At 74.0% G+C, this 20,299-nt stretch carries 19 protein-coding genes; 7 read left to right on the top strand and 12 right to left on the bottom strand.

Features of this window, described 5'->3' with window-relative positions; genetic code table 11:
• The first annotated feature begins 10 nt into the window (after positions 1-10).
• Both AMK18_RS04740 and AMK18_RS04735 read left to right on the top strand, forming a co-directional pair.
• Positions 11-2,422 carry a polysaccharide lyase 8 family protein gene (locus AMK18_RS04740; RefSeq protein ID WP_073861745.1) on the top strand — a complete coding sequence of 804 codons (2,412 nt, stop codon included), beginning with the start codon at positions 11-13 and terminating at the stop codon, positions 2,420-2,422.
• Between the two features lie 29 nt (positions 2,423-2,451).
• Entirely contained in the window at positions 2,452-4,374 is a 1,923-nt protein-coding gene (locus tag AMK18_RS04735; RefSeq protein ID WP_073861744.1) for a DUF2264 domain-containing protein, read from the top strand.
• On the opposite strand, the gene AMK18_RS04730 is transcribed toward AMK18_RS04735, so the two are convergent.
• From AMK18_RS04730 to AMK18_RS04685, 10 genes are all read right to left on the bottom strand, one after another.
• Positions 4,375-4,962 carry a GAF domain-containing protein gene (locus tag AMK18_RS04730; RefSeq protein ID WP_018100114.1) on the bottom strand — a complete coding sequence of 196 codons (588 nt, stop codon included), beginning with the start codon at positions 4,960-4,962 and terminating at the stop codon, positions 4,375-4,377.
• Positions 4,959-5,693, bottom strand: a complete 735-nt coding sequence (locus AMK18_RS04725) for a GTP-binding protein (RefSeq protein ID WP_073861743.1) — start codon at positions 5,691-5,693, stop codon at positions 4,959-4,961. Before AMK18_RS04725 ends, AMK18_RS04730 begins: the two co-directional genes overlap by 4 nt.
• Positions 5,671-6,042: a DUF742 domain-containing protein gene (locus tag AMK18_RS04720; RefSeq protein ID WP_026171133.1), complete on the bottom strand. Its 372-nt coding sequence runs from the start codon at positions 6,040-6,042 to the stop codon at positions 5,671-5,673. Before AMK18_RS04720 ends, AMK18_RS04725 begins: the two co-directional genes overlap by 23 nt.
• A 2-nt stretch (positions 6,043-6,044) precedes the next feature.
• On the bottom strand, positions 6,045-6,479 hold the full coding sequence (locus AMK18_RS04715; protein ID WP_073861742.1) for a roadblock/LC7 domain-containing protein: 435 nt from the start codon (positions 6,477-6,479) through the stop codon (positions 6,045-6,047).
• Positions 6,480-6,486: 7 nt separating this feature from the next.
• Positions 6,487-8,361 carry a sensor histidine kinase gene (locus AMK18_RS04710; protein ID WP_241836446.1) on the bottom strand — a complete coding sequence of 625 codons (1,875 nt, stop codon included), beginning with the start codon at positions 8,359-8,361 and terminating at the stop codon, positions 6,487-6,489.
• A 322-nt stretch (positions 8,362-8,683) separates the two neighbouring features.
• Positions 8,684-9,682: an alpha/beta hydrolase gene (locus AMK18_RS04705; protein WP_073861740.1), complete on the bottom strand. Its 999-nt coding sequence runs from the start codon at positions 9,680-9,682 to the stop codon at positions 8,684-8,686.
• Positions 9,679-10,392: a C39 family peptidase gene (locus AMK18_RS04700; protein ID WP_026171134.1), complete on the bottom strand. Its 714-nt coding sequence runs from the start codon at positions 10,390-10,392 to the stop codon at positions 9,679-9,681. Before AMK18_RS04700 ends, AMK18_RS04705 begins: the two co-directional genes overlap by 4 nt.
• 153 nt (positions 10,393-10,545) lie before the next feature.
• Positions 10,546-11,541, bottom strand: a complete 996-nt coding sequence (locus tag AMK18_RS04695; RefSeq protein WP_073861739.1) for an ArsR/SmtB family transcription factor — start codon at positions 11,539-11,541, stop codon at positions 10,546-10,548.
• A gap of 105 nt (positions 11,542-11,646) precedes the next feature.
• On the bottom strand, positions 11,647-12,915 hold the full coding sequence (locus AMK18_RS04690; protein ID WP_073861738.1) for an MBL fold metallo-hydrolase: 1,269 nt from the start codon (positions 12,913-12,915) through the stop codon (positions 11,647-11,649).
• Between the two features lie 98 nt (positions 12,916-13,013).
• Positions 13,014-13,454 (bottom strand): PPOX class F420-dependent oxidoreductase, encoded by a 441-nt coding sequence (locus AMK18_RS04685; RefSeq protein WP_073861737.1) that lies wholly within the window; start codon positions 13,452-13,454, stop codon positions 13,014-13,016.
• A 245-nt stretch (positions 13,455-13,699) separates the two neighbouring features.
• On the opposite strand from AMK18_RS04685, the gene AMK18_RS04680 reads away from it, so the two are divergent.
• Positions 13,700-14,908 carry a Glu/Leu/Phe/Val dehydrogenase dimerization domain-containing protein gene (locus AMK18_RS04680; protein ID WP_018100124.1) on the top strand — a complete coding sequence of 403 codons (1,209 nt, stop codon included), beginning with the start codon at positions 13,700-13,702 and terminating at the stop codon, positions 14,906-14,908.
• A gap of 88 nt (positions 14,909-14,996) precedes the next feature.
• Positions 14,997-15,587 (top strand): TetR/AcrR family transcriptional regulator, encoded by a 591-nt coding sequence (locus AMK18_RS04675; protein ID WP_018100125.1) that lies wholly within the window; start codon positions 14,997-14,999, stop codon positions 15,585-15,587.
• A gap of 42 nt (positions 15,588-15,629) precedes the next feature.
• Here the strand turns inward: AMK18_RS04675 and AMK18_RS04670 are convergent, their stop codons facing one another.
• Together AMK18_RS04670 and AMK18_RS04665 are read right to left on the bottom strand one after the other, a co-directional pair.
• Complete coding sequence (locus AMK18_RS04670; RefSeq protein ID WP_073861736.1) at positions 15,630-16,634, bottom strand: DUF6745 domain-containing protein; 1,005 nt, start codon at positions 16,632-16,634, stop codon at positions 15,630-15,632.
• 90 nt (positions 16,635-16,724) lie between these two features.
• Positions 16,725-17,051 (bottom strand): hypothetical protein, encoded by a 327-nt coding sequence (locus AMK18_RS04665; protein WP_018100127.1) that lies wholly within the window; start codon positions 17,049-17,051, stop codon positions 16,725-16,727.
• A gap of 174 nt (positions 17,052-17,225) precedes the next feature.
• On the opposite strand from AMK18_RS04665, the gene AMK18_RS04660 reads away from it, so the two are divergent.
• From AMK18_RS04660 to AMK18_RS04650, 3 genes are read left to right on the top strand one after another with little or no spacing between them, the layout of a single operon-like run.
• Positions 17,226-18,173 carry an STM4015 family protein gene (locus AMK18_RS04660; protein WP_018100128.1) on the top strand — a complete coding sequence of 316 codons (948 nt, stop codon included), beginning with the start codon at positions 17,226-17,228 and terminating at the stop codon, positions 18,171-18,173.
• A gap of 7 nt (positions 18,174-18,180) precedes the next feature.
• Positions 18,181-19,155, top strand: a complete 975-nt coding sequence (locus AMK18_RS04655) for an STM4015 family protein (RefSeq protein ID WP_073861735.1) — start codon at positions 18,181-18,183, stop codon at positions 19,153-19,155.
• Positions 19,136-20,281: an STM4014 family protein gene (locus tag AMK18_RS04650; RefSeq protein ID WP_073861734.1), complete on the top strand. Its 1,146-nt coding sequence runs from the start codon at positions 19,136-19,138 to the stop codon at positions 20,279-20,281. The genes AMK18_RS04655 and AMK18_RS04650 overlap by 20 nt, the downstream gene beginning before the upstream one ends.
• Positions 20,282-20,299 lie beyond the last annotated feature (18 nt).

The raw sequence follows: 20,299 nt of genomic DNA, 5'->3' as shown, positions 1-20,299 counted from the left end.
AGGAGTCATCATGCAGTTGAGCAGAAGGACCCTTCTCGCCGCGAGCGGTGCCGCGGCGTCGGTGGTCCTGACGACGGGTCCGGCCAGGGCGGCGGGGGCCGGAGCGACCGAGGAGGAACCGGTCAACGACTTCGACGTTCTCCTGGAGCGGGCCGCGACCCTGCTCACCGGCGGCGCGTTCGACGCCTCGGACCCCGACTTCGCGGCCGGTATCGCGGCCCTGGACACCACGGCGGGCGGTCTCTGGGACACCCTGGACCGGAGCGCCGGGCGGACCGCCCTGTGGTCCGACCTCTCGCCGCTCACCGACCCGGGCAACTTCGGTCAGAGCTACACGCGGCTGCGCACCCTCGCCGTCGCGTGGTCCACCCCCGGCACCGCGCTCTCCGGAAGCGCGGAGACGGCCGACGCGCTGCTCGGGGCGCTGCGGTTCGCGTACGACACGGCGTACCACCCCTCGGCGCCCGAGGCCGGCAACTGGTGGTTCTGGGAGATCGGGGCGCCGCGCGCCCTGATGGACTGCTGTGTCCTGCTGCGTGAGCGGCTGCCGGCCGCCGATCTCGCGGACTATCTGGCCGTCGTGGACCGGTTCTGCCCGGACGCGGACCGCCGCACCAACTCCCCCACGCTGCCCGAGACCGGTGCCAACCGCACCGACAAGGCGGTGATCGTGGCGCTGCGCGGGCTGCTCGGCAAGGACGCCGACAAGGTGGCGTCGGCCCGCGACGCGCTCTCCGACGTACGCGACTCCGGCCGCAACAGCCTCTTCCGCTATACGACTTCGGGCGACGGCTTCTACGAGGACGGCTCGTTCGTCCAGCACTCGGAGGTGGCGTACACCGGCTCCTACGGCACCGTGCTGCTCGGCGGCGCGGCCTGGCTGCTTTCGCTTCTGGCGGGCTCCGCCTGGGCGGTGGCCGACCCGAAGGTGTCGGTGATGTACGAGGCCGTGGAGCGCAGCTTCGTCCCGGTGATCTTCGACGGGCTGATGATGGACGCGGTGCGCGGCCGCGCCATCTCCCGGGAGCGGGCGGGCGACCACCGGGACGGGGCGGCGGCCGTCGCCGCGATCCTGCTCCTGGCGACGGGCGCCCCGGACGACCTGGCGGACCGCTGGCGCTCACTGGTCAAGGGCTGGCTCGGCCGCAATCGCACCACCCCGTTCACCGCTCTGGCCACCCTGCCCCAACTCGCCCTGGCCAAGGCGGTGCTGGCCGACCGCGAGATCCGGCCCGCAGCCCGCACCACGGGCAGTTTCGTCTTCGCGGACATGGACCGCGTCGTCCACCGCCGCCCCGGCTGGGCCTGCACCCTGTCGCTGTCCTCGAAGCGCATCTCCGCGTACGAGGCGGGCAACGGCGAGAACCTGCACGGCTGGTACACCGGCGACGGCATGACGTACCTGTACGACGGCGACGACCTCGGGCAGTACAACGACGGGTTCTGGCCGACCGTCGATCCGTACCGCCTGCCGGGCACCACGGTGGACACCCGCCCGCGCGACGACCTCGGCACCGGCGCGGGCACCTCCACCTACCGGCCGCCGAACGCGGTGGCGGGCGGCGCCGTGCTGGACGGCCGGTACAGCGCAGCGGCGATGGACCTGACCGGCGCCCCGGGCAGCAGCCTGCGGGCCCGGAAGGCGTGGTTCCTGCTCGACAACACGGTCGTGGCGCTCGGCGCGGGGATCACCTCGGGCGACGGCCACCCGGTCGAGACGGTGATCGAGAACCGCAACCTGGGCGCGGACGGCCGCAACCGGCTGCTCGTGGACGGCATCCCGCACGCGGCGGAGCCGGGGCACAACAGCGCCTCCGGCCGGGCCCGTTGGGCGCACATCGAGGGGGTCGGCGGCTATGTGCTGCCCGGCGGGGCCGCCCTGCGCACCCTGCGCGAGGAGCGCACCGGCACCTGGCGGGCCATCGACACGGGCGCGGACACCGGCGGCAGCACCGACCCCGTCACCCGCCGCTACCTCACCCTCTGGCTCGACCACGGCCCCTCCCCCACCGACGCCGGGTACGCCTATGTGCTGCTGCCCGGTGCCTCGGCGGCGGCCACCGCCATCTGGTCGGCGTCCCGGCCGGTGCGCGTCCTCGCCAACGACGCCACCGCGCAGGCGGTGGAGGACCGCAGGACCGGTCTGACCGCTGTGCACTTCTGGGCCGCCGGTACGGTCGCGGGCATCACCGCGTCCGGTCCCGCGACGGTCCTGGTGCGGCGGCGCGGCGGCCGGGTCTCCGTGGCGGTCGCCGACCCGGGCCGGATGGGGACCTCCGTCACGGTCGGCCTGCCGTTCGCCGTCCGCAAGGCGACCGAGACCGACGACACCGTCGAACTCACCCCGGGCCGCAGGCCGTTGCTCACCGTCGCCGTCGGCGGCTCCCGGGGCCACAGCCACCGCGCCGAACTCATCCAGTAACCACCGCACACACCAGGAGCACCACCGCCATGTCCGTCGCCCCGCATCTGCACCTGCCGCCCACCGACCGGATCCTGTCCTCCCGCACGGGCTGGACCCGGGCCCACTGGGAGGCGACGGCCGACCGGATGCTGGACGCGCTGACGCCGTACGCGACACCGGGCTTCGCCCAGTACCGGCTGCCCGGCCGGAACAGCTGGTCCGGTGTCGTGTCGGACGGCCTCGAGGGCTTCGCCCGGTCGTTCCTGCTGGCCGCGTTCCGGATCGCGGGCGCGGGCGGCGCGGTCGACCCCGCGCTGATCGAGCGGTACGCGGCGGGGGTGGCGGCCGGGACCGACCCGGCGAGCGGTGAGGCGTGGCCGCGTCTGACGGACTGCTCGCAGCAACTGGTGGAGGCGGCGTCCGTCGCCATCGCGCTGCACGAGACCCGGCCGTGGATCTGGGACCGGCTCGACGCCCGGGTGCAGGAGCGGGTCGCCGACTGGTTCTCCGGCTTCGTCGGCGGACGCACCTGGGACAACAACTGGCGCCTGTTCCAGGTGGTTTCGGAGCAGTTCCTGGCATCGGTCGGCGCCCCGTACAGCAAGGCCGACATCGAGGGCGGGCTCGACCGTATCGAGGACTGGTACGTCGGTGACGGCTGGTACACCGACGGCAGCGGGCGCAACTTCGACTACTACATCGGCTGGGCCATGCACCTGTACCCGCTGCTCTGGGCGCGGATCGCGGGCCCGGACGGCGACGGCGGCCGGGCCGCCGTCTACCGGGAGCGCCTGAGCCGCTTCCTGGAGGAGTACCCCCACTTCTTCGGCGCCGACGGCGCCCCGGTCCACCAGGGCCGGTCGCTCTGCTACCGCTTCGCTTCGCTGGCCCCGGTCTGGATGGGCGCCGTCGCGGACTGCACCCCGCTGGCGCCCGGGCTCACCCGCCGCCTCGCCTCCGGGGCGCTGCGCCACTTCGCGGAGCGCGGGGTGCCCGACGAGCGGGGGCTGCTGACGCTCGGCTGGTACGACACGTTCCTGCCCACCACCCAGCCGTACTCCGGTCCGGCGTCCCCGTACTGGGCGAGCAAGGGCTTCCTCGGGCTGCTGCTCCCGGCCGACCACGAGGTGTGGACGGCGCGCGAACTGCCGCTGCCCGTCGAGGAGTCCGACACCTGCACGGCGCTCCCGGCGCCCGGCTGGCTGCTGCACGGCACCCGGCACGACGGGATCGTCCGGCTGGTCAACCACGGCAGCGACCACAACCCGCTCCCGGAAGCGGGCGACACCGACCCGGACGCGGGGGCGGGCGAGGACGATCCGCACTACGCGAAGCTGGCGTACTCGACGGCGACCGCCCCGGAGTCCGCGCCGCACGCCTTCGCCCGGAACATCGACAACCACCTGGCGCTGCTCGCCCCGGACGGCACCCCGTCCCGGCGCCGCCGCATCCACCCGGTGCGCTGCGAGGACCGCGTCGCCGGGTCCTGGTCGGCGGCCCGGCTGCCGGGCGACGAGCACGCGTATCGGATCGGGACGACGAGCGTGCTGCACGGGCCGTGGGAGATCCGGGTGCACCGGGTCGAGGCGCCGGAGGGCGCCGTGGTCCGGGAGGGCGGCCACGCCGTCGCGCACCGGTCGAGCCCGTTCGCCACCTCGGGTCCCGGCTGGGCGCTCGCCCGGACCGCCGACGGCCTGTCCAGCGCGGTGGTCGGGCTGTACGGCTGGGACGGCGGGCCCGAGGACGCCGAGGTGGCGCGGGACGTGGAGTCCAACGCGTACGGACCGCACTCGGCGGTCCCGTATCTGCGCAGCGCTCCCCACCCGGGCGGGCAGAGCGTCCATGTCACGCTCGTGGTGCTGTCCCGGGACAGCGTGCACCCGGAGGCGCTGCGCTCGGCCGTACGGGTGCGGGTGGCCGGGGACGCGGTGACGCTGGGCTTCCTGGACGGCCGCACGGTCGAGGTCTGATCAGAAGCGGGGGCTGTGGTCCTCCCTGCGGTCGAGATGTCCTACGAGTTCCCGCGCCAGGGACTTGATGGTGTCGAGCCCCGCCCTTCCCCAGGGGCGGGGCACGGTGTCCACGGCGCAGACGGCGCCCAGGGCGATCCCGGTGCGGTCGATGAGCGGTGCCCCCAGGTAGGAGCGGATGCCTATGTCGTCCACGACCGGGTTGCCCGCGAAGCGGGGGTAGTCGCAGACGTCCTCCAGGACGAGCGCCTTGCGCCGGACGACCACGTGCGGGCAGTAGCCGTGGTCGAGGGCCACGTACCGGCCGTTGCGGCCACTGCCCGCCGCGGTGGCCCCCAGGTCCGAGCCCCTGCGGGTCCCGGCGGGGGTGTGCAGTCCGGCGTAGAACTGGCGGTTCCCGTCGATGAAGTTGACCATCGAGAACGGCACGTCCGTCACTTCGGCCACCCTGTCGGCGAAGGCGTCGAAGTTGTCGAACGAGGCGTCGTCCCGCTCCCCGAGTCCCAGGCTCCGCAGCCGCCGCGTACGGGCGGGTGCCTCACCGTCGACGGGGGTGAGCAGCAGCCGCCCGGCGGCGCGCGGGATCACGGCCGGGCCCCGAATCCGGCGTGCCCGGGGAGCGGCACGGCGTCGTCGGTGGCGTTGATGAGGTGCTGGACCAGCGTCACCAGCGTGCCGGTGCCGGAGCTGGCCATGCGGGCGTCGCACAGTACGACCGGCACCTCCGGCGACAGGTCGAGCGCGGCGCGGACCTCCTCGGGGCCGTAGCGGTAGGCGCCGTCGAACTCGTTGACGGCGACGACGAACCCGATGCCGCGCCGCTCGAAGAAGTCGACGGCCGCGAAGCACTCCTCCAGCCTGCGGGTGTCCGCGATCACGACCGCTCCCAGAGCGCCCTGCGAGAGCTCGTCCCACATGAACCAGAAGCGTTCCTGGCCCGGTGTGCCGAACAGGTACAGCACGTGCTGGTCGTCCAGCGTGATGCGGCCGAAGTCCATCGCCACGGTGGTGGAGGTCTTCGACTCGACGCCCTCCAGGCTGTCGGTCGCGGCGCTCGCCTGGGTCAGCAGCTCCTCCGTGCTGAGCGGCGCGATCTCGCTGACGGCGCCGACGAACGTGGTCTTGCCGACGCCGAATCCACCGGCGACCAGCACCTTCAACGCGACGGGGAAGCCCTCGGGCGCGGCCTGCGGGGCGGCGTACTCGGCAGTGGCGGTGTCCTGCCCGTATCCGCCACCGGAGCCGTCGTCCGCGTAGCCGTAGCCATAGCCGGTGCCGTCCGGGTGGCCGTAGCCGTCAGAGCTGTCGTCGTAAGCCATCGAGCACTGCCTCCAGCAGATGTCGGTCGGTGGGCATGTCTTGGAAGGCGGGCGCGTGGGCGGTGACGGCGCCGCAGTCGACCAGGTCCGAGAGGAGGACCTTGGTGACGACCGCGGGCAGCCGCAGATGGGCGGCGATCTCGGCCACCGAGGTGGGGCCCTCGCAGAGTCCCAGGGCCACCGAGTGCTCGGGGCCGAGGTGGGTCTGCGGGACGCTTCCGGTGGCCATCACCAGGGACAGCAGGTCGAGCACGGCCGTGGGACGGGTACGGCCGTTGCTCACCGTGTAGGGGCGGATGAGGCGGCCCGCCGCGTCGTCGAGCAGCGGCCCGTCCTGGGTGACCGCCATGGTCACAGCCCCGCGGTGCCCGGTGCCCCGGCCGTCTGTCTCACCGGGGTCATCAGATAGGGCCGCACGCTCTTCACCAGCATGGTCATCTCGTAGCCGAGCACGGCGGCGTCGGCGTTGCGGCCCGCGAGGACGGCCAGACAAGTGCCGGAGCCGGCGGTGGCGACGAAGAGGAGCGTCGAGTCGAGCTCCACGACCACCTGCCGGACCTCGCCGTTGTCCCCGAACCTCGCCCCGGCGCTGCGGCCGAGGGAGTAGAGGCCGGCCGCCAGCGCCGCCATGTGGTCGGCGCTGTCGGCGTCCATGCCGTGGAGGGACTTCACCAGCCCGTCGGCGGAGAGCAGGACCGCGCTGCGGGTGTACGGCACGCGCTGGACGAGGCCGCTCAGCAGCCAGTCGAGGTCCGAGACCTGACCGGACGGCATATCGGTCGCCATGGGGCATCTACTCCTTGATGGGGTTCGCTGCGAGTGGGTCGTGGTCGCCGGGGTGGGCGCCGGCGCCGTGCAGTTGCGCGGGCCGGGCGGCGCCCCGGACGGGGAGCGGCCGGGCCGGTGCGCCCAGCTGGGCGGCCGTCGTCATGTGCGTGGTACCGGCCGGGGCCTCGGGCGCGGGCTCCTCCTCGGCCTCGGCCCGGGCCTCGGCGAGGTCGATGCCGCGCCGGAAGGCGGCGACCAGCCCGGGGTCGTGCAGGACGGGTTCGTCCCCGGACCGGGGCGCGGGCGCCTCCCTGAGCTGCGGGACCAGGTGCTCCTGGTTGGCCCGCTTGGGCAGCAGGGGCCGGTCGGCCGTGCTCGTCGGCGCGGTCCCGTCGCCGGACGGGGCCGCGGGCGGGGCGTCGTCCGCGGGCCGGTCCACGCGCTCGGCGCGCAGCGGCAGGGGCGGGGCCCCGTCCTGGCGGGCAGGGCCCGGCTGGGCCGGGGTCCGGTGCGGGCCGGGCTGCTGGCTGGGGACGTAGGGCCGGCGTTCCGGCTCGGGGGCGGGCGCCGGCTCGCGCGGTGCCGGGCGCTCCTCCAGGGGCGGCGGGCGGTGCACGGGCCCGGTGGGCGGGACGGGCGCTTCTCCGGCCGCGGCGGGGGCGTCCTCGTCGGCGCCGAGCAGGGTCTGCGGGAGGACCAGGACGGCCTGGGTGCCTCCGTAGATGTTGCTCTGGAGCCGTACGGCGATGCCGTGCCGCCGGGCCAGCGAGGCGACCACGAAGAGGCCGATGCGGCCGTCCTGGAGCAGGCGGGCGACGTTGACCTGGTCGGGGTCGGTGAGCAGGGCGTTCATCCGCTTCTGCTCGTCGCCCGGCATGCCGAGCCCGCGGTCCTCGACCTCCAGGGCGAGCCCGGCGGTGACGCGCTGGGCGCGCAGCAGGACCTGGGTGTGCGGGGCGGAGAACACCGTGGCGTTCTCCACGAGTTCGGCGAGCAGGTGGATGACGTCGGCCACGGCGTGTCCGCGCAGGGTGCCGTCGATCGGGGGGACGAGCTTGACCCGGGGGTACTGCTCGACCTCGGCGATCGCCGAGCGCAGCACCTCGGTCATGGTGACCGGGTTGCTCCACTGGCGGCGGGAGACGGCGCCGCCGAGCACGGCGAGGTTCTCGGCGTGGCGGCGGATGCGGGTGGCGAGGTGGTCGACGTGGAAGAGGCCCTTGAGCAGGTCCGGGTCCTCGACCTCGTGCTCCAGCTCGTCCAGCAGCTGGATCTCGCGGTGCACGAGCGACTGGAGGCGGCGGGCGAGGTTGACGAAGACCTCGACCTTCTGGTCCTCGCCGCTGGGCTCGGAGAGGCGGGAGGCCTCGACGACGGCGGCCACGGCGGCCTCCTGCTGGCGGCCCAGCTCCTGGGCCAGCAGCTCGAAGGGGTCGCCGCCGGGCGGCTGGTTCTGCGGGGCGCGGCGGGCGTTCACGGGTTCGCCGTTGCGCAGCTGTTCCACGACGCGTTGCAGGTCGGCCTGGCTCTGGGCGCTGGTCCGGCGCAGCGCGAGGCAGCGGCCGAAGACCGTGGTGGCGGCCCGGTTGGCGGCCAGGAAGGCGGCGAGGATCGCGGCGAGCGCGAGGGCGGCCGCCGAGCCGAGGGCGATCCAGAGCTCCGCGGACGGCCGTGCGTGGCCCGCGCGGGCGGTGAAGATGACGGCCGCGGCGCCCGCGAGGGCGACGGCGAGGGCCGGCAGCACGGCGGTGCGCAGGAGTTGAGGGCGTATGCGCGCCTCGGGGGTCGGGCGGGCGGCACGTGGTCTGGCCGCGGCCGAGTGGGAACGGGCGCCCGGTCGGCCGTGCCGCCCGCCCTCTCGTCGGTCCGGTCGCGCGTCGGGTGCGCGAAGTTGAGACATCAGCGTCCTCGGTACGTGGGGCCCCAGGCATCTGCGTTCATGTGGTGGCGCCTACGGTGGTCGGGCATTCTCGGGTCATCGGCCGGGCAGGCCCGGAGAATATGAGCCCACCGTTGATCACCGGGCACACACGGTAGTCGCCAGAAGTGCGGGCGTGATGGGCAGTTGTGGAACTTGCCCGCCATCCGTCCCGCTCTGGTATGAGCGCTCGCACAGGCGACCGATTCCTGCGGGCCGGTTTCCGGGGCGGTCGCCGTTCCCGTACGCGAGTGAGCCCCCTCGGCGTGGGCCGAGGGGGCTCGTGTGCCGGGGTGCGGAGGCGCTACGCCTTGCGGAGCCGGGCGATGATTCCGTCGAGGTCGCTCCGGAAGAGGGCGGGGCGGACGAAGTGGCCGCCCGGTTCCTCGTGCCACTCGTGCGGAATCCCGGCCTTGCCGAGCAGCGACCGGAACTCGCGCTGTCCGGCCAGCACTTGGTTCTCGTTGATCTGATCGAACCAGTTGACCGGGTCGGGGCTGGTGCCGGCGACGAGGAAGACGCGCTTGTTGCGGTAGCTCTCGATGCGCTGGACCGGGTTGTCGGCGCTGACCCGGGCCTCGTCCCAGAGCGGCACCCCGTAGACCGAGCCGCCCGCCAGGTCGAGCGCGGCGGAGGAGACGTTGGCCCAGTGCGTGACGAGCCCCGCGTCGCGGCGCAGGCTGGCCGGTCCGGAGTGGGCGCTCACGGACGCGAAGTGCCCGTAGTACTTGGCCGCGTACTTGAGCGCGCCGAACCCGCCCATGGAGAACCCGGAGACGGCACGGCCGTTGTATTCGGCGTACGTACGGAAGTTGGCGTCGATCCACGGGAGGAGCTGGGCGATGTGGAAGGTCTCCCAGTTGCGCGGGCCGGTGTTGGAGCTGACCGGGTTGGAGTACCAGCCCGCGTGTCCGCCGTCGGGCATCACGACGATGAGCGGCTTCCCGGCGGTCCAGGCGCGGATGCCCATGCGGTCGAAGGTGATGAAGTCCTGGTCGGTGCCGCCGCCGTGGAACAGGTAGAGCACGGGGTAGGTCCGGCCGCTCGTGTGGTAGCCGTCGGGGAGCAGGACGTTGACGCCCGGGTTCCAGCCGATGGCGTCCGTCGCGAAGCGGTAGTACCGCATGCGCGGGTCACTCTCGTTCCGGTCCACGATGCGCAGGCCGAATCCGTCCCCGGCCGCGGCGGCCGGCGCGGCGGAGGCCAGGAGACCGGCGGCGCTCAGGGCCGTCGCGGCGGAGAGTCCGCCGGCCGCTCTGAGGACGTTCCTGCGGCTGGGGCGGTCGTTCGCGCGGGTGCTCATGCGGAGTAGCCCTTCGGCGGGATCAGGGTGGCGAGCTGGTCGAAGGAGAGCCAGTAGATCTGGTTGCCGCCGAAGGAGGCGGGGTCGGCGATGAGGACGGTGCGGTCGGCGTCGTCGTAGCCGATGACCGTGAAGTAGTGGTAGATCGTCTGGTTCGACGGGTAGCCGGGCGGCTGGTTGCCGGGCGGGGCCACGATGTTGGTGACCAGGGGGTAGTTGCGGTCGATGTCGAAGACGACGTCGTACCAGAGCAGGTCGCGCTGGGCCTGGGTGGGCGGGTCGTTGGGCATCTCCTTGGTCTCGTACCAGCCGCCGCCGAGGTTGGCGTTGAGCACCCCGGTGACCTGGGATATGTGGTCGGTGCCGTTGACGGTGGTGCCGAGCTGCCAGGCCAGGTCGGACTGGCTCGGCGGGGAGATGCGGGCGGAGAGCGCGATGCGGGTGGCGGCGGGACCGCACCAGTAACCGGTCTCCTGGACCTGGTAGTCGACGTCCAGCCAGTGCGCGGTGGCGGTGCTTCCGGCGTCCACCGTGATCCGGGTGCCGGGCTGGTTGTGCCCGCTGACGACGGCGGTTCCGGCCGATGTGCCCTGGGCGGTGACGGCGGCGGGGGCGAGGTGCGGGTCCGCCGAGGCGAAGGCGGTGCCGGGCTGGACGAGGGCTCCGAGGGCGACCGCGGCGACGGCGGCGGATACGAGTCTCCTGCGCATGAAGGCTCCTGAGGGTGGGGGGACGGGCCTTGGGTGCGGAACGGCCGCGCGGGTGTGTGCGCGGCCGTGCGATTCAGGCCACCAGGGTGGTCCCGCCGCCGCGGGGCCCGCAAGGAACGGAAGCTGGTGCTTACACGCGCAGGTGACGTGCCGTCATGCCGGGGCGGGGTCCTCGGCCGCCAGCAGGGCGCGCCCCTCGGCGGTGGCGACGTGGAAGGAGCGTCCGCCCCGGCGCACGGTGGTGACGAGCCCCGCCTCCCGCAGCACGTTCAGGTGCTGGCTGACGGCGGGGTGGGTCACGCCGAGGAGCCGGGCCGCCTCCAGGGTGGAGCAGCCGGTGCGGGTGGCGCGCAGGACGCCGGCGCGGGTGTGGCCGAGGAGCGGTCCGAGGGGCCCGGATCCGGGCGCGGGGCGGGCGCCCCGGGCGGAGACGCACCAGTCGGGGGTGCGGTGGATGGGGTAGACGAGCACGGGGGGCAGCTCGCCGTCGGCCAGGGTGGCGGGGGTGGGCCAGCAGAAGAACGACGGCTGGAGGACGAGGCCCCGGCCGCGCAGCCGCAGGTCCTGGTCGACGGGGTAGGCCACTTCGAGGACGGGCGCCCGCCAGCGGAACTGCGGTCCGAGTCCGGCGAGCAGCCCTTCGGTGCCGCCTTCGAGGAGGCTGCGCAGCCGCAGGGCGCGGTCGGCGTCGATGTCGGCGTGCACCCGGCGCCAGTGCGGTGCGAGCGCTTCCCTCTGGTACGTACGCAGGGCTCCGCCCAGCTCGCGCAGGGCGTCCGCGTCGCCCCCGGCCAGCTCCCCGAGCCAGCCCGGCAGCCGTGCGGGGGTGGCGAGCCGGGCCAGTTCGGCCCGGAGCCGTGGGCGCGGGGTGCTCAGCAGGACGTCGACGGACGCCTGGAGCGATTCGCGGTCGCCGGTCGTGGGTGTGAGGAAGTCGGGTGAGTAGCCGCGCGGCGGCAGCAGCCGGGAGAGCAGGCGCGGGCTGCCGGAGAGCCGGGGCCGCACCCAGCGCCGCCAGGCGCCGAACTCCCGCTCGCCGTCGCGCCGCTGGAGGGTCTGCACACTGTTGCTGATCTCCCAGAGGAAGTCGGGGCCGGGCGCCACCCGGACCCGTGCGAGCTCGTCGGAGGTGAAATGCACCCGCAGCATCGCCGCCCCCCTGAGGACGTGACCGTGTCGTCGGCGGAAGCCGTGCTCACCTCACCGCCCGGCGTACGTCCCGCCCGCCCCGTCCGGGACGTACGCCTCGGGATCTCAGGGCTGGGGAGCCCGGTCGCGGTCCCTGCCGGTGTCCTGCGCGGGCCGGTCGGCCGGTTCGTGGAGCTGTACGTGGACGGGGGGCCAGTTGCCCCAGCCGGGGGCCGGTTCGGCGGCGACGGCGCGCCACCACGGCTCGACGGGCGGCGGATCGGCGGGCTCGAACGGCTGGCCGGGGCGCGGGGCGGCCATGGTGACGCCCACCGACCGGGTGGCGCGCATCGTCCACTCCGCGGGCTCGGCCCAGGGGTGCAGCGCCAGGTTGAACGTCCCCCAGTGGATCGGCAGCATGACGCCCGCGCCGGGGTCGTCGCCCTGGAGATCGAGGTGGGCGCGCACGCCCTCGTCGGGGCTCATGTGGATGTCGGGCCAGGCGCCCGGCTCCGGCATGCTGTCCGTCCGGTCCTTGGGCCAGTACTGGCTGTAGGCGCCGATCTGGATCATGGTCGCGTCGAACGGGCCGTGCTCGGCGCCGATGGTGCGGAAGCCGGGGAAGTATCCGGTGTCGCCGCTGTGGTAAATCCGGTGCACGGGCCCGGCGACGGCCCAGGAGGCCCAGAGGGTGTGCTGCTGGTTGCGCAGGCCGCGTCCGCAGAAGTGGCGGGCGGGGGTGGCGGTGAGGCTGATGCCGCCGACCGTCGTGGTCTCGTTCCAGTCGAGCTCACGGAGCCGGTCGGGCGCGACGCCCCAGCGCTCCAGGTGGGCGCCGACGCCGAGCGGGACCGCGAAGACCGTGTCCGTACGGGCCAGGGCGCGGATCGTCGGGAGGTCGAGGTGGTCGTAGTGGTCGTGCGAGATGACCACCACGTCGACCGGTCCCAGGGCGCCGAGCGGCACGGGGGCCGGGTGCAGGCGCCGGGGGCCGGCGAAGGCGAAGGGGGAGCAGCGGTCGCCCCAGACCGGGTCGAACAGCACGCGCCGCCCGTCGATCTCGGCGAGGACGCTGGAATGCCCCATCCAGGTGATCCGGAGCCCGGAGGCGGGCGGCCGGGCGAGGTCGGCGACGGTCGTGGCGTGCACGGGCACCGGGGCGGCGGGGGCCCGGAGCACCCGCTCCTCCTTGCGGAAGTAGACCCGGGCGAACTCCAGGGTGGAGCCGGAGGGTCTGATCCGCGCGCCCACCGGGTTCTGGAAGACACCGTCGGCGAAGTGGGGCGAACGGCGGATGCGCTCCATGCGTGCGCCGTCCGGGTCGGCCCCGAAGGCAGCGGGGCGCAGCGCACGCAGCCGGGTGCGGAGCGGAAGCCTGTGGTCAGCGCCGGTCACGGGGTCTCCTGAGGAGTCGGGGTCGTCCCATTATGGACAAGGGGTACGACAGTGCGAGAGGGGAACGTCCGGGGGAGGGCGTTCCCGCCCCGACCGCCTTACCCACGTTGCTGTCCGTACACATGCTCGACATGGAGCCGTAGGACGATGCGCCGGTCCCGGACCATGGCGGCCCGGTAGTCGTCCCAGTCGGGGTGCTCACTCTGCACGTCGCGGTAGAGCCGGATCAGCTCCTCGACGGTGTCGTCCGCGGGATCGGCGGCGGTCGCGGACAGCTCGGCGGTGCCCTCCGCGACCGTCCAGGCCCAGCGGTCGTCGCTGGTCACGTGGTAGCTCGCGCGCGGGTCGCGGCGCAGGTTGCGCGTCTTGGCGCGGCCCTCGGTGACCGAGACCCGGACGATGCGCTCTTCGGGGTAGTAGAAGTGGTTCACGTTGGACAGCTGGGGCCTGCCGTCCTGCTTCAGGGTGACCAGGACGCCACCGTCGTTCTCGCCCAGGAGCCGGAGCAGCGCTTCCTGCCGTGCGTCGAATGCGGTCATGCCGTTGCAACGAACAGCCCCGGCGGAGGATTCCGCATTCCGGACGTGATCCGGTCCGCTCCCCTGCCCGCGTCCGCGCACCGGCGCGTTCCGGCCACCGGGCCGCGCGACGCCGGACGCCGCGTTGACAGGGGCTCCCCGTCTCCCGATACTGACCGACGGTTCAGTAACTGGTCCAGCCGCCGCAGGGCTCCGGCCCACCGCGCCCAGGACCGCCCGCCGACAGTGACCGAGGAGCACTTCCGATGACGACGCCTCCGGTGTCCCCGCCCGCCCCGCTCATCTCGCTGACCTGGACCGACCACGCCACCGGCTGCCGGGGCCACCTCGTGGTGGACCGGCTGGTGCGCGGGGTGTCCAGCGGCGGGCTGCGGATGCGCCCGGGCTGCACCCTGGAGGAGGTGGCGGGGCTCGCCCGGGGCATGACGATGAAGGAGGCCCTGCACTTCGACGCGGACCGGCCCGGGGCCCGCTACATCCCGCTGGGCGGCGCCAAGGGCGGCATCGACTGCGACCCGCGCGACCCGGCGGCCTACGGCGTCCTGGTCCGCTATCTGCGGGCGATGCGTCCGTACATCGAGAGCGTCTGGACGACCGGTGAGGACCTGGGCCTCTCGCAGGACCTGGTGGACCGCGCGGCGGCGGAGGCGGGTCTCGTCTCCACCGTGCAGGCCGTCTACCCGCTGCTCGACGACGAGGCCGGGGCCCGGCGCCGACTGGCCGACGCCTTCGCCCTGGAGGTGGACGGCATCGGCCTGGACGAGCTGGTCGGCGGCTGCGGGGTCGCCGAGGCGGTGCTCGCCGCGCTGGACCGGGACGGGGTCGCGTACGAGGGTGCGCGGGTGGCGCTCCAGGGGCTCGGGACCATGGGCGGGGCGACCGCCCGCTTCCTGTCCCGGGCCGGACTCCGGGTGGTCGCCGTCGCCGACATCAAGGGCACCCTCGCGAACCCGGCCGGGCTCGACGTCGAGGCGCTGCTCGCCGCGCGGGACGCGCACGGCACGGTGGACCGGGGTGCGCTGCGCGCCGGTGACCGGGAGCTGCCGGCCGACGCCTGGCTGGTGCAGGACGCCGAGGTGCTCGTCCCGGCCGCCGTGTCCTACGCCGTGGACGCGGTGAACCAGGCCGGGATCAGGGCCCGCTGGGTGGTGGAGGCCGCAAACATGCCCGTGCTACCGGAGGCCGAGGCGCTGCTCGCGGCACGCGGGATCACCGTGCTGCCCGATGTGGTGGTCAACTCCGGGACCAACGCCTGGTGGTGGTGGACCCTGTTCGGCGACATCCGGGCCGACGCGGACGAGGCGTTCGCGCACACCCGGCGCGCGATGCGCGAGCTGGTCGGCCTGGTGCTGGCCCGCGCGGCGGCGGACGGGTGCACGCCGCGGGCGGCGGCGCACGCGGTGGCCGCCGACCGGCTGCCGGTGATGGCGGAGCGCTTCGGCTGGTACCGCTGACCTGGACCGCCTGCCCGCCGCCGGTCCGCCCGCCCTGCTCCGGGCGGGCATTGGTTAGGGTGACCGGGTGGCAAGAGTGCGGTTGGGAGTGGCGGAGCGGCGCGAGGAGTTGCTGCGTGCCGCCGTCGAACAGATCGAGGTGCGCGGTGTCGCGGCCGTGCGGATCGGCGATGTCGCGGCCGTACTCGGCGTGAGCAACGCCCTCGTGCTGTATCACTTCTCCACCAAGGAGAAGCTGGTCGCGGCCGCCTTCGCGCACGCCGCCGAGAGCGATCTCGCCCATCTGCGCAAGCTGTTGAGCCGCCGCACGACCGCCGTACGCAGGCTGCGCGCGGCCGTCCGCTGGTACGCGCCGACGGGCCAGGCCAAGGGCTGGCGGCTGTGGATCGAGGGCTGGGCGGCCTCCCTCCGCGACCCGGCGCTGCGCAATGTGGCCGGCGATCTCGACCAGCAGTGGAAGGCCGAGCTGGCCGAGGTCATCGAGGAAGGCGCGGCGGCGGGCGAGTTCCACTGCGACGACCCGATGTCCGTGGCCTGGCGGCTGACCGCCCTGCTGGACGGGCTGGCCGTGCAGATGACCTCGTACAACGGTCCGCTGTCCCGGGCGACCATGCTGGAGTGGACCGAGCAGGCGCTCGCCCGTGAACTGGGCATCGATCACGAGGCCCTGACGGCCTGACGGCCCTCCCCTCCCTCCTTCCCCCTCGGGCGCCTCCCCCGGTCAGGTCTGCTGAAGCGGCTCGTAGACCTCGCTGTCGAGGCCGAACGTCCAGGCGACGCCCTCCTTGGCGGTCCTGGTCCTGGGCGGAACCCGGAGCCAGTACGTGCGGTGGGTGCCGTCCGGCTCGGGCGTCGAGTTGACCACCTCGACCATGACGACGTCCTCGTCACCGGCGAGCGCGATCCGCCAGAGGATGCCCGTCTCGTCGCGGTGGACCGGTTCGGCGCCCGACTCGGTGAGGTAGCGGTCGTAGCCGTAGTACTCCAGCATCACGCGGCGCAGCTCCGCGTTCTCCTCGGAGCGGATGCGCTGCGGGGTCAGCGCGGCCAGCTCGTCCAGGAACTCCCGGGGCACGGGCATCCCACGCCAGGCGTACAGCGCGAAGCCGTCCGGGTAGGAGAGCGCCGGTCCGTCGCCCCGGTCGAGGCGGCCCGCCTCGTCGCGGTGCAGGGCCTCCGGATGCTCGCAGATCACCACGACCCGCTCGTAGGGCCACCACCAGCCCGCGTTCCGCGCCACCGCCGCCAGTCCGTCGAGCCGGTCGCCCCGGCCGTCGAAGGCGGCGAGCCACGCCGCGTCGTGCTGGCCGAGGACCGCGTCGAGCAGGACCAGGCGCACCCGGGACTCGGCCTCGGTGTCCTCACCGGCGAGGTCGGCGACCACCCCGGCCCGTATCCGCTCGGCGAGGCCCGCCGTGGTCTCCCAGAGCTGGGCGCCGGTGGCCGACCAGAGGGCGGACCAGCCGGCCGGGCCCAGCGCGTCGTACACCCGGCGCCGCTCCTCCGCCCAGGGGCGGGTGCGCACCTCGTCCCGGACCGAGCGCCCCTGGCCGGTCAGCTTCCCGACGGCCTCCACGGCTTCCCTGGGCGAGCCGGCCCAGACGAACTCCTCCGGCTCGGCCAGACCCGCGCTGCGGTAGGCGAGCCGCACCCCGTCCTCGGCGGCCGCCCGGTCCGCCGCGCCCGTCGCCGCCGCCACGGCCCGCCAAGAGTCCACGTACTGCATCGGTTTCCCCGTCCCCTGCTTCCGCTGTTCCGCTCTGATTCCCTGATCCCGCACCCTGCGGTCCCGCTGTCCCGCGCGCCCGGCCGTCGCTCAGTCGGCGACGATGCGGACCGCCCCCGGCGCGTACTCCCGCTGGCGCACCACGCGGAACCAGCCCTGGGGCAGCGGGATCGTCGCGTGCTCCTCGTGCACCACGCGGCCGCCCTCGGGGAGGTGGAGCAGCATCGGGCCGAACACCCCGCCCTCCCGGATCAGCCGGCCGGGCCCCGGCACGGCGTGCGCGTGTCCGGTGACCTCGCCGAGCGCGAGGACCAGGCGGCCCCGTGCGTCGCGCAGTTCGCCCGCCGCCTCCAGAAGGTGCGCGGGCACCGCCGACTCCTCCAGTGGCACGATCAGTACATCACCCTGCCGGTACACAGACCTCTCCCCTCCGTGGTGGCACCCGGTGTGCCGGCCACATCGAAAACGCTACGGCGGGGGTCTGACAATCGGCCGTCGAGCCGTCCCGGGCGGGGGCGGTCGCGGCATTGTCAGTGGGCCTTGATAGACCTTGCGGACATCAATCCGCCGCCGTCATCAGGAGCTCAGGGCATGTCCGTGGACCACCTTCACGAGTTGCTCGGCCTTCCGGCCGTCGATTTCCAGTCCGGCACGGACGGCGGCCCCCGGCCCGCCGCCGATGCCGCCGCCTGGCGGGTGTCGATCGACGCCTACGAGGACGAGGGCACCTGGGAGGAGGAGTTCAACGCCTTCCTGGACGAGGTCGATCCGGCGGGCGTCCGGGCCCTGATCATCGGGCAGTGGGGCGAGTCGTACGAGGAGAAGTCCTCGTATCCGATCGGTCTCGTCATCGCGGCCGCCGACCGGCTGACGTCCCTCGAAGCGGTGTTCGTCGGGGATCTGACGATGGAGGAGGCGGAGATCTCCTGGATCGAGCAGAGCGATGTCACCGCGCTGCTCGACGCCTTCCCCGCACTGGTGGAGCTGGGTGTGCGCGGCGGCTCCGAGCTGGTGTTCCCGCCCGCGAAGCACGCGCGGCTGCGGGCGCTGACCATCGAGACGGGCGGGTTGCCGCGCGAGGTGGTGCGCGGTGTCCTGGAGAGCGAACTGCCCGCGCTGGAGCGGCTGGACCTGTGGCTCGGCGTCTCGGCCTACGGCGGCGACGCGAACGTGCCGGACCTGGCGCCGCTGCTCGCCGGGACGCGCTTCCCCGCCCTGCACCACCTGGGCCTGCGCAACAGCGAGATCCAGAACGAGATCGCGACCGCGGTGGCCTCGGCCCCGCTGGTGGCCCGGCTGAAGACCCTGGACCTGTCCTGCGGCACGCTCGGCGACGAGGGGGCGGCCGCCCTCCTCGAAGGCCAGCCGCTGACCCATCTCGACGTGCTGGACCTGCACCACCACTTCCTCACCGAGCCGATGGAACAGCGCGTCACCGAGGCGCTGGCGCCGCACGGGGTGCGCGTGGACCTCTCGGAGCGCTGTGAGCCGTGGGACAACCGGGGCCCGGCGGGCCGCTACGTCACGGTTTCGGAGTGACGGCGCGATGACCGGAATCGATCACCCCTGCTCCTTCCACGACCTGCCCGTCTTCACCCTGCCGGAGCCGGGCGACGACAGCCCGTGGCCCGCGACGCTGCCTGCGGCGGACGCCATAGCCTGGCGGCTGGACTGCGGCTGGGAGGAGCAGGAGTTCGCCGCCGTCTGGCAGCACTTCCTGAAGAAGGTCGACCCGGTCGAGGTCCGTGCCCTGGTGATCGGCCCCTGGTGGAACGGCGACTACACCTCCCTGGCTCCCGTGGTCGAGCTGATCGCCTCGGACGCGGCCCGTTTCCCGGCGCTGCGCGCTCTCTTCCTCGCCGATGTCGTGGGCGAGGAGTGCGAGGTGTCGTGGCTCCAGATGTGCGACATCACGCCGGTGCTCCGGGCGTTCCCGCTTCTGGAGGAGCTGGTGGTACGGGGCGGCGGCAGCGGGCTGAACGAGGAGACGCTGGAGCTGCACCCCGTGCGGCACGAGGCGCTGAAGGCCCTGCGCTTCGAGTCCGGCGGGCTGCCCGGTCATGTCGTGCGCGCGGTCGGCGCCTGCGAACTGCCCGCGCTGGAGCGACTGGAGCTGTGGTTCGGCTCCCAGTGGTACGCGGGGGACGCGACGGTGGCGGACATGGCTCCGCTGCTGTCCGGGGGCGCCTTCCCCCGGCTGCGTCATCTCGGGCTGCAGAACAGCGAGATCCAGGACGAGATCGCCGTGGCGGTCGCCTCCGCCCCGGTCGTCGCGCAGCTGGAGTCCCTGGCGCTGTCGATGGGCACCCTCAGCGACGCGGGCGGCCGGGCCCTGCTCGAAGGTCAGCCGCTCACCCACCTGGATTACCTGGACCTGCACCACCACTACCTCGGCGACGAGGTGATGGAGCGCTTCAAGGAGCTGGGCGAGCGCGACGAGGTCCACGTCCACCTCGAAGAGGCGGACGACTGGGATCCGGACGACGAGGACGATTCCCGCTATGTCGCGGTCAGTGAGTAGCGGCCCGCCGCGCCTCGCGGTCGTCGGCAATCCGGGCAGCCGCCGCGTCGCCCTGTTCCAGGACGCGGTGGCCGCCGCCGGTCTGCCCGAGGCGCGTACGGTCCCCTGGCTGGACGTGCTGCGGGACGGGGCGCGCTTCCTGCCCGGGGAGACCGTGCGCATCGAGTCACCCGGCGAGGACGCGGAGGTGGACCGGCTGCTGCGCGGGGCCGACGAGCCGACCCGGGTGGAGGGTTCCGCCCTCTGGTACGCCCGGTTCACCGCCGCCGTACGCGAGGTGGCCCGGGCCGCCGCCGACGCGGGCGCCCACCTGCTCGACGGTCCGGCGGACATCGCCACGCTCTTCGACAAGCGGCTGTGCCACGGGGCCCTGGACGCGGCCGGGGTGCCCGTCCCCGCGTCCCCGACCTCGGGACCGGCCGGGGCGCCCGTGCACGGCTGGGACGAGGTGCGGGCCCTGATGGCCGCCCACCGCATGCCCCGGGTCTTCGTGAAGCCCGCGCACGGCTCGTCCGCCTCCGGGGTGCTGGCCGTGGAGACGGCGGGCGGCGGCCGCATCCGGGCGGCCACCTCCGTCGAGCGGGACCCGGCCGGCCGGCTCCACAACTCGCTGCGGGTCCGCCGGTGCACGACGGAGCGCGAGATCGCGGCGGTGGTCGACGCGCTGGCGCCCGACGGGCTGCACATCGAGCGCTGGCTGCCCAAGGCCACCCAGCGCGGCCGGGCCGCCGACCTGCGCGTCGTCGTGGTCGCCGGCCGGGCGACCCACGCCGTGGTGCGCACCAGCGCCTCGCCGATGACCAATCTGCACCTGGGCGGGGCGCGCGGCGACCTCGCCGGAGTGCGGGCGGCGATCGAGGCGGCGGGCGGCAGTTGGGGCGAGGCCCTGGCGGTCTGCGAGCGGGCCGCCGCCGCCTTCCCGGACACCCTGTGCGTCGGCGTCGACCTGCTGCCCCTGACCGGCTGGCGGCGCTTCGCCGTCGGCGAGGTCAACGCCTTCGGGGATCTGCTGCCCAGGCTCACCGGCCTGCCCGGCAGCGGCGCCGAGGGCCTGGACACCTACGCGGCGCAGATCGCCGCCGTACTGGAACGAGCAAGGAACGACCGTGTCAGCACCACCCCCTGAGCACCGCCCCGGCCCCTC

It is taken from the genome of Streptomyces sp. CB01249 (assembly GCF_001905735.1).
GTDB lineage: Bacteria > Actinomycetota > Actinomycetes > Streptomycetales > Streptomycetaceae > Streptomyces.
This window is presented reverse-complemented; position numbering and strand designations above follow the sequence as displayed.

Coding starts and splice junctions, on each gene's coding strand:
- AMK18_RS04740 (WP_073861745.1), top strand. CDS start 11: ATGCAGTTGAGCAGAAGGACCCTTCTCGCCGCGAGCGGTGCCGCGGCG.
- AMK18_RS04735 (WP_073861744.1), top strand. CDS start 2,452: ATGTCCGTCGCCCCGCATCTGCACCTGCCGCCCACCGACCGGATCCTG.
- AMK18_RS04725 (WP_073861743.1), bottom strand. CDS start 5,693: ATGGCTTACGACGACAGCTCTGACGGCTACGGCCACCCGGACGGCACC.
- AMK18_RS04720 (WP_026171133.1), bottom strand. CDS start 6,042: ATGGCGGTCACCCAGGACGGGCCGCTGCTCGACGACGCGGCGGGCCGC.
- AMK18_RS04715 (WP_073861742.1), bottom strand. CDS start 6,479: ATGGCGACCGATATGCCGTCCGGTCAGGTCTCGGACCTCGACTGGCTG.
- AMK18_RS04710 (WP_241836446.1), bottom strand. CDS start 8,361: ATGTCTCAACTTCGCGCACCCGACGCGCGACCGGACCGACGAGAGGGC.
- AMK18_RS04705 (WP_073861740.1), bottom strand. CDS start 9,682: ATGAGCACCCGCGCGAACGACCGCCCCAGCCGCAGGAACGTCCTCAGA.
- AMK18_RS04700 (WP_026171134.1), bottom strand. CDS start 10,392: ATGCGCAGGAGACTCGTATCCGCCGCCGTCGCCGCGGTCGCCCTCGGA.
- AMK18_RS04695 (WP_073861739.1), bottom strand. CDS start 11,541: ATGCTGCGGGTGCATTTCACCTCCGACGAGCTCGCACGGGTCCGGGTG.
- AMK18_RS04685 (WP_073861737.1), bottom strand. CDS start 13,454: ATGACCGCATTCGACGCACGGCAGGAAGCGCTGCTCCGGCTCCTGGGC.
- AMK18_RS04680 (WP_018100124.1), top strand. CDS start 13,700: ATGACGACGCCTCCGGTGTCCCCGCCCGCCCCGCTCATCTCGCTGACC.
- AMK18_RS04670 (WP_073861736.1), bottom strand. CDS start 16,634: ATGCAGTACGTGGACTCTTGGCGGGCCGTGGCGGCGGCGACGGGCGCG.
- AMK18_RS04660 (WP_018100128.1), top strand. CDS start 17,226: ATGTCCGTGGACCACCTTCACGAGTTGCTCGGCCTTCCGGCCGTCGAT.
- AMK18_RS04655 (WP_073861735.1), top strand. CDS start 18,181: ATGACCGGAATCGATCACCCCTGCTCCTTCCACGACCTGCCCGTCTTC.
- AMK18_RS04650 (WP_073861734.1), top strand. CDS start 19,136: ATGTCGCGGTCAGTGAGTAGCGGCCCGCCGCGCCTCGCGGTCGTCGGC.